The sequence below is a fragment of the Micromonospora sp. A202 genome (genome assembly GCF_006715105.1).
GTDB classification, from domain to species: domain Bacteria; phylum Actinomycetota; class Actinomycetes; order Mycobacteriales; family Micromonosporaceae; genus Micromonospora; species Micromonospora zamorensis.
This window is the reverse complement of the sequence record NZ_VFMP01000001.1, coordinates 1,871,575-1,886,615: the sequence shown is the minus strand read 5'-3', so window position 1 is coordinate 1,886,615 and position 15,041 is coordinate 1,871,575. Positions and strand designations below refer to the sequence as shown.

At 71.6% G+C, this 15,041-nt stretch carries 16 protein-coding genes; 9 read left to right on the top strand and 7 right to left on the bottom strand.

Annotated features, from left to right (window positions below; all coding sequences use genetic code 11):
• Nucleotides 1–23 precede the first annotated feature (23 nt).
• Nucleotides 24–2,081 carry a type IIA DNA topoisomerase subunit B gene (locus FBZ33_RS08700; RefSeq protein WP_141908650.1) on the bottom strand — a complete coding sequence of 686 codons (2,058 nt, stop codon included), beginning with the start codon at nt 2,079–2,081 and terminating at the stop codon, nt 24–26.
• A gap of 251 nt (nt 2,082–2,332) precedes the next feature.
• On the opposite strand from FBZ33_RS08700, the gene FBZ33_RS08695 reads away from it, so the two are divergent.
• From FBZ33_RS08695 to FBZ33_RS08685, 3 genes are all read left to right on the top strand, one after another.
• Nucleotides 2,333–3,031 carry a hypothetical protein gene (locus tag FBZ33_RS08695; RefSeq protein ID WP_141908649.1) on the top strand — a complete coding sequence of 233 codons (699 nt, stop codon included), beginning with the start codon at nt 2,333–2,335 and terminating at the stop codon, nt 3,029–3,031.
• Nucleotides 3,032–3,225: 194 nt separating this feature from the next.
• Nucleotides 3,226–4,482: a hypothetical protein gene (locus FBZ33_RS08690; protein WP_141908648.1), complete on the top strand. Its 1,257-nt coding sequence runs from the start codon at nt 3,226–3,228 to the stop codon at nt 4,480–4,482.
• A gap of 99 nt (nt 4,483–4,581) precedes the next feature.
• Complete coding sequence (locus FBZ33_RS08685) at nt 4,582–5,445, top strand: alpha/beta fold hydrolase (protein ID WP_141908647.1); 864 nt, start codon at nt 4,582–4,584, stop codon at nt 5,443–5,445.
• 42 nt (nt 5,446–5,487) lie between these two features.
• Here the strand turns inward: FBZ33_RS08685 and FBZ33_RS32670 are convergent, their stop codons facing one another.
• Nucleotides 5,488–5,658: a hypothetical protein gene (locus FBZ33_RS32670; protein ID WP_157743920.1), complete on the bottom strand. Its 171-nt coding sequence runs from the start codon at nt 5,656–5,658 to the stop codon at nt 5,488–5,490.
• 197 nt (nt 5,659–5,855) lie between these two features.
• On the opposite strand from FBZ33_RS32670, the gene FBZ33_RS08680 reads away from it, so the two are divergent.
• A complete protein-coding gene (locus FBZ33_RS08680) occupies nt 5,856–6,485 on the top strand; it encodes a hypothetical protein (protein WP_141908646.1) in 630 nt (209 codons plus the stop codon).
• A gap of 158 nt (nt 6,486–6,643) precedes the next feature.
• Complete coding sequence (locus FBZ33_RS08675; RefSeq protein WP_141908645.1) at nt 6,644–7,015, top strand: hypothetical protein; 372 nt, start codon at nt 6,644–6,646, stop codon at nt 7,013–7,015.
• A 24-nt stretch (nt 7,016–7,039) separates the two neighbouring features.
• On the opposite strand, the gene FBZ33_RS08670 is transcribed toward FBZ33_RS08675, so the two are convergent.
• Nucleotides 7,040–7,960, bottom strand: a complete 921-nt coding sequence (locus FBZ33_RS08670) for a DUF72 domain-containing protein (protein ID WP_141908644.1) — start codon at nt 7,958–7,960, stop codon at nt 7,040–7,042.
• 153 nt (nt 7,961–8,113) lie between these two features.
• On the opposite strand from FBZ33_RS08670, the gene FBZ33_RS08665 reads away from it, so the two are divergent.
• Nucleotides 8,114–8,617, top strand: a complete 504-nt coding sequence (locus FBZ33_RS08665; protein ID WP_141908643.1) for a DinB family protein — start codon at nt 8,114–8,116, stop codon at nt 8,615–8,617.
• Nucleotides 8,618–8,651: 34 nt separating this feature from the next.
• On the opposite strand, the gene FBZ33_RS08660 is transcribed toward FBZ33_RS08665, so the two are convergent.
• Together FBZ33_RS08660 and FBZ33_RS08655 are read right to left on the bottom strand one after the other, a co-directional pair.
• Nucleotides 8,652–10,712, bottom strand: a complete 2,061-nt coding sequence (locus FBZ33_RS08660) for a glycogen debranching N-terminal domain-containing protein (protein WP_141908642.1) — start codon at nt 10,710–10,712, stop codon at nt 8,652–8,654.
• Complete coding sequence (locus FBZ33_RS08655; protein WP_141908641.1) at nt 10,709–11,128, bottom strand: SCP2 sterol-binding domain-containing protein; 420 nt, start codon at nt 11,126–11,128, stop codon at nt 10,709–10,711. The genes FBZ33_RS08660 and FBZ33_RS08655 overlap by 4 nt, the downstream gene beginning before the upstream one ends.
• 169 nt (nt 11,129–11,297) lie before the next feature.
• Here FBZ33_RS08655 and FBZ33_RS08650 point away from each other — a divergent pair, with 169 nt between their 5' ends.
• Nucleotides 11,298–12,344, top strand: coding sequence for an NAD(P)-dependent alcohol dehydrogenase (locus FBZ33_RS08650; protein ID WP_141908640.1), 1,047 nt, complete (start codon nt 11,298–11,300; stop codon nt 12,342–12,344).
• Nucleotides 12,345–12,360: 16 nt separating this feature from the next.
• On the opposite strand, the gene FBZ33_RS08645 is transcribed toward FBZ33_RS08650, so the two are convergent.
• Nucleotides 12,361–12,870 carry a DUF664 domain-containing protein gene (locus tag FBZ33_RS08645; RefSeq protein WP_141908639.1) on the bottom strand — a complete coding sequence of 170 codons (510 nt, stop codon included), beginning with the start codon at nt 12,868–12,870 and terminating at the stop codon, nt 12,361–12,363.
• Nucleotides 12,871–12,948: 78 nt separating this feature from the next.
• Between FBZ33_RS08645 and FBZ33_RS08640 the strand changes: the two genes are divergently transcribed.
• Both FBZ33_RS08640 and FBZ33_RS08635 read left to right on the top strand, forming a co-directional pair.
• Nucleotides 12,949–13,464: a 2'-5' RNA ligase family protein gene (locus FBZ33_RS08640; protein ID WP_088947185.1), complete on the top strand. Its 516-nt coding sequence runs from the start codon at nt 12,949–12,951 to the stop codon at nt 13,462–13,464.
• Nucleotides 13,465–13,689: 225 nt separating this feature from the next.
• Nucleotides 13,690–13,881 carry a hypothetical protein gene (locus FBZ33_RS08635; protein WP_141908638.1) on the top strand — a complete coding sequence of 64 codons (192 nt, stop codon included), beginning with the start codon at nt 13,690–13,692 and terminating at the stop codon, nt 13,879–13,881.
• Between the two features lie 15 nt (nt 13,882–13,896).
• Here the strand turns inward: FBZ33_RS08635 and corA are convergent, their stop codons facing one another.
• Complete coding sequence (corA, locus tag FBZ33_RS08630; protein ID WP_141908637.1) at nt 13,897–15,027, bottom strand: magnesium/cobalt transporter CorA; 1,131 nt, start codon at nt 15,025–15,027, stop codon at nt 13,897–13,899.
• Between the last annotated feature and the right edge of the window lie 14 nt (nt 15,028–15,041).

Sequence of the window (15,041 nt, the reverse complement as noted above, 5' to 3'; positions counted from 1 at the left end):
CTCCATCGGAACGAAAAAGGCGCTCATGCGTCGATCGCATCCCGGTCGACGCGGTCGGCGGAGTCGATCAGCCAGTTGCGGCGCGGCTCGACCTTCTCGCCCATCAGCAGTTCGAGGATCCGCTCGGCGGCGTCGACGTCGTCGAGGGTAATCCGGCGTACGGCGCGGGTGGCCGGGTTCATCGTGGTGTCCCACAACTCGTCGGCGTCCATCTCACCGAGACCCTTGAAGCGCGGGATGGGCGTGACGATCTGCTTGCCGGCCTTCTCCAGCTTGCGGACCGTCGTCTCCATCTCGGCCTGGGTGTAGGTGTAGACAGTCTGCGGGCTGCGCCCCTTGGTGGTGATCTTGTGCAGGGGTGGCATCGCCGCGTAGAGCCGACCGGCCTCGATCAACGGGCGCATGTACCGGGCGAAGAGGGTGATCAGCAGCGTGCGGATGTGCGCGCCGTCCACGTCGGCGTCGGCCATGATCAGCACCCGGCCGTAGCGCAGTGCGGAGAGGTCGAACGTGCGCCCCGAGCCCGCGCCGAGGACCTGGACGATCGCCGCGCACTCGGCATTGTCCAGAACCTGCTGGAGGTTGGCCTTCTGCACGTTGAGGATCTTGCCGCGGATCGGCAGCAGCGCCTGGTATTCCGAGGATCGGGCCATGCGACTCGTCCCGAGTGCGCTGTCACCCTCCACGATGAACAGCTCACTGCGGTCGATGCCGGTGGCCCGGCAGTCGACCAGCTTCGGCGGCATGGACGCGCCCTCCAGGGCGGTCTTGCGCCGGGCGGCGTCCTTCTGCTGCTTCTGGGTGAGCCGCACCCGGGCCGCGTCGACGATCTTCTGGAGGACCGTGCGGGCCTCGGCCTTGGTGCGCCGGTCGTCCAGCCAGGCCTTGACGTGCGCGTCGACCTGCGTCTGGATGACCTTGGTGATGCCGGTGGTGGAGAGCTCGTCCTTGGTCTGCGAGGTGAACTGCGGCTCGGGGATCCGCACGTGCACCACCGCGGTCATCCCCTCCAGGACGTCGTCGAGGGTGGGCGGCTCCTCCTTGGCCTTGAGCAGGCCGCGGGTGTTACGGATCGCGTCGGCGAGGCTGCGGACGAGGGCCCGCTCGAAGCCCTTGCGGTGGGTGCCGCCGTGGGCGTTGCGGATGGTGTTGGTGAAGCACTCGACGGTGCGCTCGTAGCCGGTGCCCCACCGGAACGCCACCTCGACCTCGGCGCGCCGCTGCACGTTGGACTGCATGACGCCGTTGGCGTCGGCGGCGTTCTCCCGGTAGGTCCCCTCGCCGTTGACCAGCAGGGTGCCGGAGACCGGCCGGTCGCCGGCCGGGGCGAGGAACTCCACCATGTCGCTGAGCCCGTTGGGGTAGTGGAACCGCTCCTCGGCGGGTGCCTCGCCGGTCAGGTTGCGCAGCAGGTAGGTCACGCCGGGGACCAGGAAGGCGGTGTTGCGCAGCTTGGTGCGGACCGCCTCGACGTCGAGCGCGGCGCCGGTCTCGAAGTAGCGGGCGTCGTGCCACCAGCGGATCGACGTGCCGGTGCGCTGGCCGCGCTTGACCGCGCCGACGACCTGGAGCCCGGGGCCGGCGGTGAAGGGCGCGTCCGGCCCGTCGCCGTCGAAGATGCCCGGGACGCCGTGCCGGAAGGACATCGCGTGGATCTTTCCGGCCCGGCGGACGGTCACGTCGAACCGGCGGGACAGCGCGTTTACCGCTGAGGCGCCGACGCCGTGCAGGCCGCCGGAGGTCTTGTAGCCGGAGCCGCCGAACTTGCCGCCGGCGTGCAGCCGGGTGAGCACCAGCTCGACGCCGGAGATGCCGGATTTGGCGTGAACGTCGGTGGGGATGCCCCGGCCGTCGTCGTCGACCTGCACAGAGCCGTCGGCGTGCAGGATCACCTCGACGGTGCTGGCGTGGCCGGCGACACCCTCGTCGGTGGAGTTGTCGAGGATCTCGTTGACGAGGTGACCCACGCCACGGCTGTCGGTGGAACCGATGTACATGCCGGGCCGCTTGCGGACAGCGTCCAGCCCCTCAAGGTGGGTGAGGTCATCGGCCCCGTACAGGGTGTCAGGCTCTGCGGTCAACTGGTCGTACTCCCCGGTCTCGGCGGTGTGCAGCCGGTCACCGGCGACATCAGCCGGCGTGGCGCGCCGCAGCGAGCCTAGCCCGAGGCTAGGACAACTCCCGGAGGGCCCGCGCGACCCGCCGCGCGGGAGCCTCCGGACGTGAGCGAGGGAACAGCCTGCGGGTGATCACGGGACCACGCAGAGGCACCGGCGTCGGTACGCTCTCATGATCGCGGCTGGTCGGGGGCGTTCGTCGGGAGGCGACCGGGATGGACGAGACGACACGTGACGCCCTGCGACGCTCCCTCGGCACCCGCGCCCGGCGGTGGCTGCTCGTGGGCACCCTGCTGGCGGGTGTGCTGTGCGGGGTGGCGCTGGTGGCGGCGGCAACTCCCGCCGACCGGACGTTCGCGGCGCTCTCGGAGACGGTCCAGAGCCTGATGTCGGTCGTGACGCCGCTCTTCGGCATCCTGCTGGTGCGCGACCTACGACGGGCGCCCGGCTCCGCCCCGGTCCTGCCCAGCGTGCTCGCGGTGGGGCTGCCGGCCGTGGTCATCGGTGTCGTCGGGGTGCTGATCTGCGCGGCGACGTTGGCGCTCTCCCCGGCCGAGGTCGCCGACGAGCCGTGGCGGCACGCCGGCACGGTCGCTGTGGGCAGCGTGCTGGCGCAGGTCGTCGCCGGCCTGGTCGGCACCGGGTTGGGTCTGCTGCTGCGGTCGACGGTGGTCGCGTTCCTCGCCACGATCGTCCTGCCGCTGGGCCTGTTCGGGCTGTTGGGCGCCGTGGACGCCCTGCGTCCGGCTCAGCAGTGGCTCACCCCGCTCGGCAGTGTCCGCAACCTGCTCTCGGGGGACATGACAGTGCTGCGGTGGGCGCAGTGGTTGTGCGTACTGCTGCTCTGGGGTGTCGGTCTGAACGCCGTCGGCGCGGCCGTGCTCAAGCGCGGCGGCGATCTGAGCGGCAGGTAGCCCGGCGAAGGCCGGCGTGGTCGACGGCCACTGTCATCCGGAAGTGCTGGTCCGCCTCGGCGAAGCGCACGGTACGTCTACGCGCGCATGTCTTTCATCGAACGATTCTGTTACGGGCCATTGACGCCCGTCGCACAGGGGTGATCTGATCTCGCTCTCAGAGAATCTTTCATCTTTCGATGGATGGGGGCCCCATGCCCAGGTTCCGCCGTACCGCGCTTGCCGCGGGACTAACGATCGCCATGGCCGCGCTGTCGACAGCCGTCGCGCTGCCCGCACCCGCGTCCGCCGCGCTGCCCACCGCCGCGGTGGCACTCGGGGACAGCTTCATCAGCGGCGAGGGCGCCGGGGCGTACGGCCCGGTGGTCGACGTCAACGGGGTCGCCCAGGGCTTCCCCGGTTGGACAGCGGCCAACAACAACGCGTTCTTCTGCCACCGGTCGGCGAACGCCTCGCTCAACAAGGCCAACCTGCCGGGCATCCAGAACCGGTTCAACCTGGCCTGCTCCGGCGGCCAGCCACGCGACATCGCCACCGCCTCCGCCGCCCGGGAGAAGGGCCGCACGGTGGCCGCGCAGATCGACCAGCTCCGCGCCGTCGCGCAGACCCAGGACATCGACCTGGTGCTGATCGGCCTGGGCTCCAACAACAGCTCGTTCACGTTCGGCAGCGTCGCGGAGAAGTGCGCCAACCGGTTCATCGCCGACGCGTGGACCGGCTGGTGGGAGTTCTGGGCGTACCTGGGTGGCCCGGTGGAGCAGAAGCCGTGCAGCGACGCCGACCTGGCCACCGCAGCGCAGATCAGCGCCGCGACCGCGGAGACCACCGCCGCCGTACGCCAGCTGCTGACCACCCTCGACCAGGTGGACGCGGACGGACAGCACCGGGTGGTGTTCCAGGACTACACGAACCCGTTGCCGCTGGACCTGAACCCGCAGTTCCACGAGGAGGACAGCCGGGACGACACCCGCGACAAGTTCCGCGACCTGGGTGCCGAGCGGTATGCGGCCGGTTGCCCGATCCACCGGGCCAGCCTGGCCCCCGGGCACCGCTTCTCGCAGGCTCTGGGCACCATCGTGAAGTCCACCCGGGACACTCTGGCCGCCGAGTTCCCCGGCGACGACCTGGTGTACCTGAACGTGCAGCAGGCCTTCAACGGCGCCCGGCTCTGTGAGCAGACGAGCAGCCCGACGGGCTCGCTCGCCACGCCGATCCGGCTCCAGGACGGCGCGACCGGCACCTTCGTCACCAGCCTCGCCGGCAAGGACAAGATCGCCATCCAGCGGATCGCCAACACCTGCGTCAGCTACTTCCAGACCTGCCAGGAGTCGTGGCACCCGAACGCGACCGGGCACCAGGTGCTCGGCCAGTGCCTGAGCGGCGCGGCCTCCACCAGCGCCCGGTCGGTGGCCTGCGTCCGCGCCGGCAACGGGACGATCTCCGTCTCCTGACCGCTCGCCATCCCGGAGGCCCCGCCGATCGGCGGGGCCTCCGTCGTGTCCGACCACCTGCGGCTACCCGCCGGTAACGTCAGGCCGTAGGCTGGGCCGGTGAACGGGGACCCGGAGTACGCGCAGGAGTTCGTCGAGGTCGACGGTGGTCGGCTGGGTGTGCAGATCTATCCGGAGCCGACCGGTGTGACGGATGCGCCGGTGGCCGTGATCTGGCCCGCGATGGGCGTCCGCGCCCGTTACTACCGGCCCTTCGCCGCCGAGCTGCGCGCCGCCGGGCTGGCCGTGGTCGTCGCCGACCTGCGTGGCACCGGGGCGAGCACCCCCACGCCGAGCCGGGCCGACCGGTACGGCTACCCGGAGCTGGCCGCCGACGTCGGCGCCGTGCTGGCCGCGCTCAAGCCACGACTGGACGGGCGCACCCGGTTGCTGGTCGGGCACTCGCTCGGTGGGCAGGCCGCCCTGCTGCACCTCGCCCTGCACGGCGGCGACGAGGTGGACGGGCTGGCGCTGATCGCTGTCGGCATCCCGTACTGGCGAAACTATCCGGGTCGGCGCGGCCTCGGCGTGCTGCCGTACATCCAGGGGATCGCCGCCACCACGGCGCTGCTCGGCGTGTGGCCGGGCTGGGGGTTCGGCGGCCGCCAGGCGCGCGGCGTGATCCGCGACTGGGCGTACACCGCGCGCACCGGCCGGTTCCCCCGGCTCAACGGCACGGACACCGAGGCGGCGGTACGCGCGGTGCGGACACCGGTGCTGGCCGTCAGTGTGGACGACGACCAGTTCACCCCGCACGAGACCGTGGACAACCTCTGCGGGAAGCTCGCCGCGGCCCCGGTGACCCGGGAGCGCTACACAGTGGACCAGGCCGGCGCGCCGCTGGACCACTTCACCTGGGTCCGCGCGGGCGCACCGCTGGCGCGGCGGGTCGCCGAGTTCGCCGGCGACCTGCCGCCACGCTGAGTCGTACCGGCCGGTCGCCGTGCGGCGGCCCGGCCGGCCGACTCACTCGTCCCGCTCCAGCGGCACCAACTCATCGTCGCGCTCCACCTGGATCGCCGCGTGATCCTTGCGCGGCGCGACCTCTGCGGTGTTCTTGTGCGGGTCGTTGTCCGGGTGCATGAGCACAGCGTCTGTCTTGGGGGTCTTCTCCCGGCTCTCGTCTGGCTGCGACATCGCGTTCCCCTCTCGTCGGCGTCGCTCGGGATCTACCCACCAACGCGCGGACGACTCCTGCTTGCGGCGATACGGCCCAGCGGCGCACGCAACGTCCCCTGACTGCCCGGTACGGCCTGGATCGGCCCGGACGGGGCGGGGTTAGCCGCCCGACCGGCGGGTAAGCCGCAGCGCCCGACACGGCGGAAGGGGATCACATGTCCGAACGGCATACGGCACTGCGCTCGATGCACGATCTGGGCCTCGCGGCCTGGTTTGGCGGCTCCCTCATGGGTGCCTTCGGCGTCAACGGCGCAGCGGCGAAAATCAGCGACTCGACCCAGCGACTCCCGGTCGCCTCGGCGGGATGGTCCAGGTGGACCCCCGTCAACGCGGCGGCGATCGGCGCACACCTGGCCGGTGCGGTGGGCGAGCTGGTGACGGAGAGCCCACGGGTGGCGGCCCAGGCCGGCGTCGGCCGGGCGAGCGCCATCAAGACCGCTTTGACGATCGGCGCGCTCGCGGTGACCGGTTACAGCCGGTTGCTCGGCATGCGGTTGGAGAAGGCCGGCGGCCCGTCGGTGAGCGGCGCCACGGAACCGAACCACCAGACTCCGGCCAGTGTGGCCTCCTCGCAGCGGCAGATGAAGCTGCTCCAGTGGGCCATTCCGGCACTGACCGGGACCCTGGTGGTGGTCACCGCGTACATGGGCGAGCAGCAGAAGCCCGGGCAGGTGTTCCGGGGGATGCTCGGCCGGGGCGGCGGGATGAAGAGCGCCTCGAAGACCATGATCAAGATGGCGGGGATGAGCAACGGCAAGCGGCCGATGGCGATGGCCGGACGCTGAACGTCGGGCCGGCCGGCGTCCCGCCGCCACCTCGACGGCGGGGCGCTGGCTGGCCCTACGCAGGCTCATCGACGCGCCGCGCAGGCCAGGTGGCGACGACGGTGGGCGGGGACGGCACACCGTCCGCCGGTAGCGGCGGACCGAGGAGCGGGGTGGCCATGGCGGCGTACGAGGCACGCAGCGGCGACAACGACCGGCAGGAGCCGGAGGCGGTGAAGCCATGGGGCACCAGCGACGGCTTCGACGCCGACGCGCCCTGGGGCACGGATGAGGATTCACCGATGGACGAGGGCAGCGAGGAGACCGCGGTGCCCGAGGGACGGCGCGGAGAGCGACGCGCGGGTGCCCCGGCGGGGCCGTCCGACCCGGCGGGACGGCACGGCTTCGGTTCGGTGGAGCCGACCCGTACGACGATGGCCGGTCCGGGTGCCCCACCCGACCCGGCGCCCAGCGGCCGGACCTTCCCCGACGACGCGGACATCGGCGAGTCGACGCAGGACGCGTTCCGTGCCCGGGGCCGGCGCTCCTGACCCGAACGCCGGCCATCCCGACCGTCAACCGGTGGGCGACGCCGCCCGGGCCGGGACAGCCTGATCGGCGATCATCGTCTCGGCGAGCAGTTGCGCCAGCCGGGTGGCGTCGCGTTGGGACTGCCCGGCGCAGCAGTTGTTGAACAGCACGTGCAGGTCGTCGGCCTCGGTGGCCAGCTCGGCCAGCAGACCGGCCCAGTGCCGAAGCTCGTCCTCGGCGTACGCGTACCGGAACTTCTCCTGCTTGTCGCCGTCCCGCCAGGCCGCACTGTGGCCGTGGAACCGGACGATCGCCGGCTCCGCCGTCGTGGTGAGGATCGGTGGCACCGACGACGGATGCCCCTGCGGCATGTCGACGCAGACCAGGGACAGGTCGTGCGCGCGCAGCAGGTCCAGCGTGTCCGCCGCGGCCGGACCGTCGAACCAGGACCGGTGCCGCAACTCCACGCCGACCCGCCACGGCCGGCAGCGCTGCGCCAGCTCGACGATCCGGCGTTCAGCCGCGACGCCGCGGGCCAGCCACGGTGGGAACTGCAACAGCACCACACCCAGCTTGCCGGCCGCCGCCATCGGGTCGAGGGCCGCGCGAAACCGTGTCCACAACTCGTCGTACGCCTCCGGCGGCAGGTCCCGGCGGCGGATCCGGCTCGGTCCGCCCGCCGGGCGCAGGTCCCGGGGCAGCGCGGCGACCGGCGTCGGGTGGCCGGTGAAGAGGCTGAACGCCTTGACGTCGAAGGTGAAGTCGTCCGGGGTGGCGTCGACCCAGCCCTGCGTGGTCTCGGGCACCGGGACGGCGTAGTAGGACGTGTCCACCTCGACCAACGGGAACCGGCCGGCGTAGAAGCCCAGTCGACGGGCCGGTGTGTTGGCCGAGCGCGGGTACCACCCGGAGCGCAGCAGAGACTGGTCCGCCCAGGACGACGTGCCCACCTTGATTACACCCATGTCATTCAGTGGACGGCCGCCGGCGCGGATCGGCAACCGCTGGCGGGTCGCGCGTCGCCCCGGTGTCGCGCCCGGGAAGTGTCGGTGCCTCGTCCTACGGTGACACCGGATCAGATTTCGGGTGTCGAGGGCACAGCGACGAAGGGTGGCGGCATGACCAGCACGGAGCAGCTCACCGGTGAGCGGGCCGACCTGTTGCAGAGTCTGCGCAGGCACCGCGGTTTCCTCCTGCAGACCGTCGACGGGCTCACCGACGAGCAGGCGGCCACCTGTCCCACGGTCAGCGCGCTCAGCCTCGGTGGCCTCGTCAAGCACGTTGCCGGCATCGAGCACCGCTGGATGCTCTTCGCCGTGGGCGGCGCGGAGGCGATGGAGCGCGAGGCCATCGACTGGGTCGGTCAGTTCCGGATGGAGCCGGGCGAGACCCTGGCCGGGCTCGTCGAGCGATTCCAGGAGGTGGCTGCCCAGACCGACGAGCTGGTCGCCACCCTCGACCTGGACGCGGCACACCCGCTGCCGCAGGCGCCGTGGTTCGAGCCGGGTGCGAGTTGGACGGTTCGTCGGGTGCTGCTGCACCTGATCGCCGAGACGTCCCAGCACGCCGGGCACGCCGACATCCTGCGGGAGTCGATCGACGGCGCCAGGACCATGGGCTGACCGGGGCGCCGCTGAGCGTCGACGGCGGCCGGTCTCAGCGCTCCCGTGGGCGGGCCCTGTGCGCGGTGCTCCGGTCCCTCGCGTAGGCGTCGGAGTGACCCCAACGACCGGGGATGTCGAGCAGGTCCAACCGACCGAAGCCGGCCGGCACCGCCGGGTTCACCAGCAGGTCGTCGCCGGTGGGTCGCAGCCCGAGCATGGTGCTCAGCAGCATCAGCAGCGCACCCGACGACCACGCCTGCGGGCGCCCGGCCGCCGGCAACTGGACGGGATACTTCGTCAGCCGGCGCTCGTGGCCGGCGATCATCTCCGGCACCGCCCCACCGAGGGTCTGCGCCATGTCGAAGATGGCGGCCGCGATGGTGGCTGCCTGGGTGTCGAAGCCGTAGCGGCGCAGCCCGGCGGCGATCAGGGCGTTGTCCGCCGGCCACACGGCGCCCAGATGGGAGCCCATCGGGTTGTACGACCGCTGCCCGGTGGCGAAGGTGCGCACCCCCCAACCGCCGAACAACCGCGACCCGACCAGGTGCCCGGCGACAGCCTCGGCGCGGTCGTCCGGGACGATCCCGCTCCACAGCAGATGCCCGATGTTGGATGACAGCGCGTCGGCCGGCTCGCCGTACGGGTCGAGGGCCAACGCGTAATACTCCTGGTGCGGCAGCCAGAAGTCCCGGTTGAAGCGCTCCTTCAGCGCCGCGGCTTCCCGCTCCAGACGGTCGGCGTACGCGGGGTCGCCCCAGAACTCCCGGGCCAGCCGGGCGCCGCGCATCTTCGCGTCGTAGACGTAGCCCTGCACCTCGCAGGTGGCGCGGGGAAAGGCGGGTTGCCGGCCGTTCGCGTCGGTGATCGACTCCGGGGAGTCCTTCCAGACCTGGTTGATCGCACCGTACCGCTCGTTGCGACGCTGGTAGCGCACGTAGCCGTCCCCGGTCAGGTCGCCGTACTCGTCGACCCAGTCCAACGCCATCCGGGCCGGGTGGCGCAGCTCGCGGACGAGGTCCGCGTCACCGGACCAGCGCTCGTACTCGTCGAGCAGGACGACGAAGAGCGGGGTGGTGTCCGCCGAGCCGTAGTACAGCGCGTTCGCCCGGTCGCCGAACGCTCCGGACTCGCCGTAGCGCAGATGGGCCAGGATTTTGCCCGGTTCCTCGTCGATGTCGTCGTCGAGCTGACCGCCCTGCATGAGCGCCAGCATGCGCAGCGTCGCGGGGGCCAGTTCGGGGGTGAACGCCATCGTCTGGAGGCTGGTGATGATGCTGTGCCGTCCGCACAGCCACATCGTCCACGGCAGACCCGCGACGGGCACCCGATCGTCGTACGACAGCGGCCTGTACCGCAGCGCCGCCAGGTCGGCCAGGCTGCCCCGGTACATCTCCTCCAGCCCGCGGCGCTCGGCCACCAGCTGCGGCGCCCGGTCCATCCAGTCCGCCAGGTCCTCGCGCATCCCGGTCCGCACGGCCCACTGGTGCGACTTGAGGTGGGCGCGCATGTCCTGGCCGTCCTCGCCGCCCATGGTCATGGCGACGTGCAGGTCCGTCTCCCACTGCCCCTCGGCGTCGATCCGGATCCGGAACGTCATTCCCCCCTCGTCCACCTCGACGGGAAGGGTGCTTCGCACTGTGGTCTGGCGGACGAACCGGTCCCGCTGATAGCGCAGCACGAGCTGGCTGTTCGCCGAGTCGGCGGTGGCCTCGACGGTCCGCTGCCGGAGCCCGAGCTCGGCGATGTCGGAGAAGTCGCTGCCCATCTCCATCCGTACGGTGAACTCGGCGGGCTGCGCCGAGTGGTTCAGCACGGTGATCTTCTCGTGGAAACAGTCGTGGATCGACCGGTGCCGGATGATCGAGACGTCGGCGTCGACGTAGTGACTCGCCGCGCCGGGCACCAGGAAGAACCGGGTCTCGAAGTACGTCATGTCGTCGCGGGAGAGCGCGTTGATCCGCTCGCCGTCGATCCTGAGCACCCAGTGGGACAGGAAGCGGGTGTCGAACGCGAAGAGACCGACCGGCTGCTGCGGGTCGACCTCCATGTCGCCCTGAGCGTCGCTGTTGGCGAACACGCTGCCGGCGATCACGTGGAGCAGTTCCTGCCTCACCGCCCGGCCTCCCGGGTGGCCACCGCGTCCCGCTCCGGTGCCCGGCGCGCCAACGCGGCCCGGCCGAGCTCCCGCGGATGGCGGGCGCCGGTCGGCCCCGGGAAGATCCGCCGCAGCAGCATCAACAGTTGGATGTTGCCCTGCACGCTCAGCTCGTTGCGCAGCAGAGCCGCGCCCGGATGCAGCTCACCGTTGACCATCTGGTCGACGACCGACCGGTGCGCCCGGACCACCAGCTCGGCGTCGTCGGCGGAGCGGGCCACGTTGACGTGCTGGTCGGAGATGGTCAGATACCAGTGGTCCGTGCAGCCGTCGGCGCGTACGTCCAGCCGCAGTGTGCCCGCTGTCGTTTCCGGCAGGTCGGGGCGCCGGCCGGAATCCAGCTGTCGCAGGTACTGCTCCGCCGTCGTACGCATCAGGTTCCCCTCCCCACGGTTCTCCGCAGGATCACCGGCGCCGGGGTGACGCCGGTTCACCCGCATCGGATGAGGGCCACCGAGCTTGCGCCCGCGTCGGCCCGTTTGCGCGGCGGCAGAGCGGGCAGCCACCGGTCCAGCCGAGAGTCAGGACGGACGGGAGCATCGGATGCGCGCGCTGCGGTTGCGGGAGTGGAAGTCGGAACCGGAGTTGGTCGAGGTCCCCGACCCGACGCCCGGGCCGGGTCAGGTGGTGGTCCGGATCGGCGGTGCCGGCGCCTGCCATTCCGACCTGCACCTGATGGACGACTTCGAGCCGGGCGCCATGCCCTGGAACCCACCGTTCACCCTCGGCCATGAGAACGCGGGTTGGGTGCACACCCTCGGTGACGGCGTGACCGGGCTGTCCGTCGGGCAACCGGTAGCCGTCTTCGGCGCGTGGGGTTGTGGCACCTGCGCCCGGTGCCGGGTCGGCGTCGACCCGTACTGCGAGAACCCTGCCGGTGCACCGGTGCCGAGCGGGGGTGGCGGGCTCGGACTGGACGGCGGCATGGCCGAGTTCGAGTTGGTCCCGGACGCCCGGCACGTCGTACCCCTTCCCGAAGGGCTGGATCCGGTGGACGCCGCGCCGCTGACCGACGCGGGCCTCACCCCGTACCACGCCGTCCGGCGGTCCTGGGCGAAGCTGCCGCCGGGCAGCACGGCAGTGGTCATCGGGGTCGGCGGGCTGGGGCATGTGGGCGTGCAGATCCTCAAGGCCACCACAGCCGCGCGGGTCATCGCGGTGGACACCCGCGCCGAGGCGCTGCGGCTGGCCGAGGAGTGCGGCGCCGACCGCACCGTGATGTCGGGTCCGACCGCCGCCGAGGAGATCCGCGAGGCAACCGGCGGTCGGGGTGCCGACGTGGTGCTGGACTTCGTCGGTGCGGACGCCACCATGGCGCTCGGTGTGGCGGCGGCCCGCACCGTGGGTGACCTGACCATCGTGGGCATCGGAGGGGGCACCGTGGCGGTGTCGTTCTTCTCCGTGCCTTACGAGGTGAGCATCGCGACCACCTACTGGGGCAGTCGCCCGGAGCTGGTCGAGGTGCTCGATCTGGGTGCCCGTGGCCTGATCCGGCCGAGGACCACCACCTTCGCCCTGGACGACGCCCTCGACGCGTACCGGCAGATGCGCGACGGCACACTGGACGGCCGGGCGGTGATCGTACCCTGAGCCCGGCGGACCCAGGTCAGCCGGCCTTGATCAGGCCGCGTACGTAGGCGGCCTGGCCCACGTGTTGCAGGTCGTCCTCGGCGATGCTGACCAGTCGGACGCCGAGGGTGACCGGCGGGTCCCACGCCTCGTCGACCACCCGGTCCAGGTCCGCCGGGCGCAGGCCGGCCACGAACGATCCGGTACGCGACGCGACCGCCTCGTAGTAGTCGATCAGCGCCTGTGCGCTCTCCGGTCGCACCGCGGCGACCTGCCCGGGCGAGTGCCCGTAGCCGGTGTTGTCGGGGTCGGCGGTGAGGCCGAACCGGCCCGCCCAGTCGCCGCTCACCCAGATCTGCTCGGCGTCGAGCAGGTCGGCGACGTGGTGGTCCTGCACCCGGGTGAGGTGCCAGACCAGCCAACCGATCGAGTTGGTGTCCGGCCCGGGCTCGTGGCGCAGTTGCTCCGGGCTGAGCCCGTCGACCGCCGCGCGGACGAGGTCGGGCAGCCGGTCGTACGTCTCGGTCAGCAGGTCACTCACGTCCACCGGGCACGCCTCCTGGTCGGTTTCGCACCAGGTACCGCCGGAGGCGGGTGCTCAAACCTCGGCCGCTACGGTGATCGAATGGTCGCGGCGTTGGAGTTGTATCTGGACCCGGACGCCAGCCGCCGCATCCGGGTGCTGTGGGACGCGCTGGAGGCCGAGGGCGTGCAGAGCATGCGTTCGCTGCTGGAGCGGCGTCACCGACCGCACGTCTCTCTCGCGGTGGCGCCCCGCTTCGACCCGGAGCAGGTCGCCGAGGCGCTGCGCGGGACTGTGGTCGCGGCCCCGCTGCGCCTCGACTTCCAACACGCCGGCCAGTTCGTCGGTCGGGTGCTCTGGCTCGGCCCGGCGCCCACCCCGGAGCTGCTGGCCCACCAACGCCTGGTGTCCGACCGGCTCACCGCCGCCGGCATCCCGCTGGCCGAGCACTACCAGCCGGGTCGCTGGGTGCCGCACTGCACGCTCTCCATGCGGGTGCCGAACGCGCTGATGGCCGCCGCGGTGCGGCGCTGTCTGGAGGTGTTGCCGCTGGCCGCGACCGTGGTCGGCGCGGCGCTCACCGACCACGCGCGCGGCATCGCCCATCCACTGCCCTGAGCACTGTCCAGGGTCTGCCCCCTGACGGGCGCGGGAGGCACCCACAAAATGTCCGGTTTGGCGGGCGACAGTCGGGAAACTGAAAACAAGCGGTGGTGACGCGGCCCGACGTGGGATGGTTCGACATGGATGCCGTACCGGTGGTGACCTGCCCGAGCGCGGGTGGCCCGGCCGGTGGCGCGGGCGCACCCCGTGTCGCCGAGGCGGCTTCGACGAGGAGAGGCAGTGCCTATGCAGGCTCAGCGCAGGCCACCGCGCGCGGAGCGGAGCCAGACCCGGGACGACCGGACCGGGGGCGGAATGACCGGGGCGGCCACGCCACTGACGATCTGGGCCGCCGCCGTGCTGCTCGGCCGGATCAGTGCCGGCGACGACGACGTCGAGGACGAACGGCACATCCTGCGCGGCATCGAGTGATCCCGGCCGCGCGGCTCACAGCCAGCCGCGCCGCTTGAAGATCAGGTAGAGAGTGCCGCAGACCAACAGCATCAGCAACAACGCGAACAGGTAGCCGAAGCGCCAGTTCAACTCCGGCATGTGGACGAAGTTCATCCCGTACACGGTGCCGATGAGCGTGGGAGCGAACAGGATCGCCGCCCAGGACGAAACCTTCTTCAGCTCCTCGTTCTGCGCGTAGCTGGCCGCGGTGAGGCTGCGCATCTCCTCGTTCTGCTGCTGCGAGACGAGCGTGGCGTTGACGGTGAGGATGTTCTGCAACAGGTGCCGGAACCCGTCCACCCGCTCCACGACCTGGGTCAGGTGGTCGGTGACGTCGCGCAGGTAGCGGCGCAGCTCCTCGTCCTCGCTGCCGCTGCCGGCGCCGTCGGCCAGCGCGTCGAGCACCGTGAGCAGGGGGCGGGCGGCCCGCTGAAACTGGATGACCTCGCGGCTGAGGCCGTAGATGCGCCGGCTCGCGTTCGGGTCGCCACCGAACACCTCGGTCTCGATCTCGTCGATGTCGTTCTCCAGCCCGGCCACCACCGGCGCGTACCCGTCGACGACCTGGTCGAGGATCGCGTACAGCACCGCCTCCGGGCCCCGGGCGAGCATGTGCGCCTCGGTCTCCAACCGCCGCCGCACCGCGGCCAGGTCCGGTGCCTCACCGTGCCGGACGGTGACCACGAAGCCCGGCCCGATGAACAGGTGCAGCTCGGAGAACTCGACCTCCTCGCGCAGGTCGTCGTAGCGGGCGGCGCGCAGCACCACGAACAGGGTCTCCCCGTACCGTTCCAGCTTGGGACGCTGGTGGGCGTTGATCGCGTCCTCGACCGCCAGGTCGTGCAACCGGAACTCCCGGGCCAGCGAGGTGATCTGCTCGATGTCGGGCCGGTACAGACCGATCCAGGCCATCGCGCCGTCCTGCTCCTGCAGGCAGCGGTACGTCTCGGCGAGGCCGGACGGCGAGGCGAACCGGTGGCCTCGGATGTAGACCGCGCTGTCCACCAGACCGCTGGGGGGCGGAGTGGCCGACTCCGTGGACGGCGGCACGCCGACCCTGGTCTCGTACTCGTCGAGTTGGCGACCGAAGCCACCACCCGGGCGGAAGCGACGGCCACCGACCATGCCCTGTCCCCTCC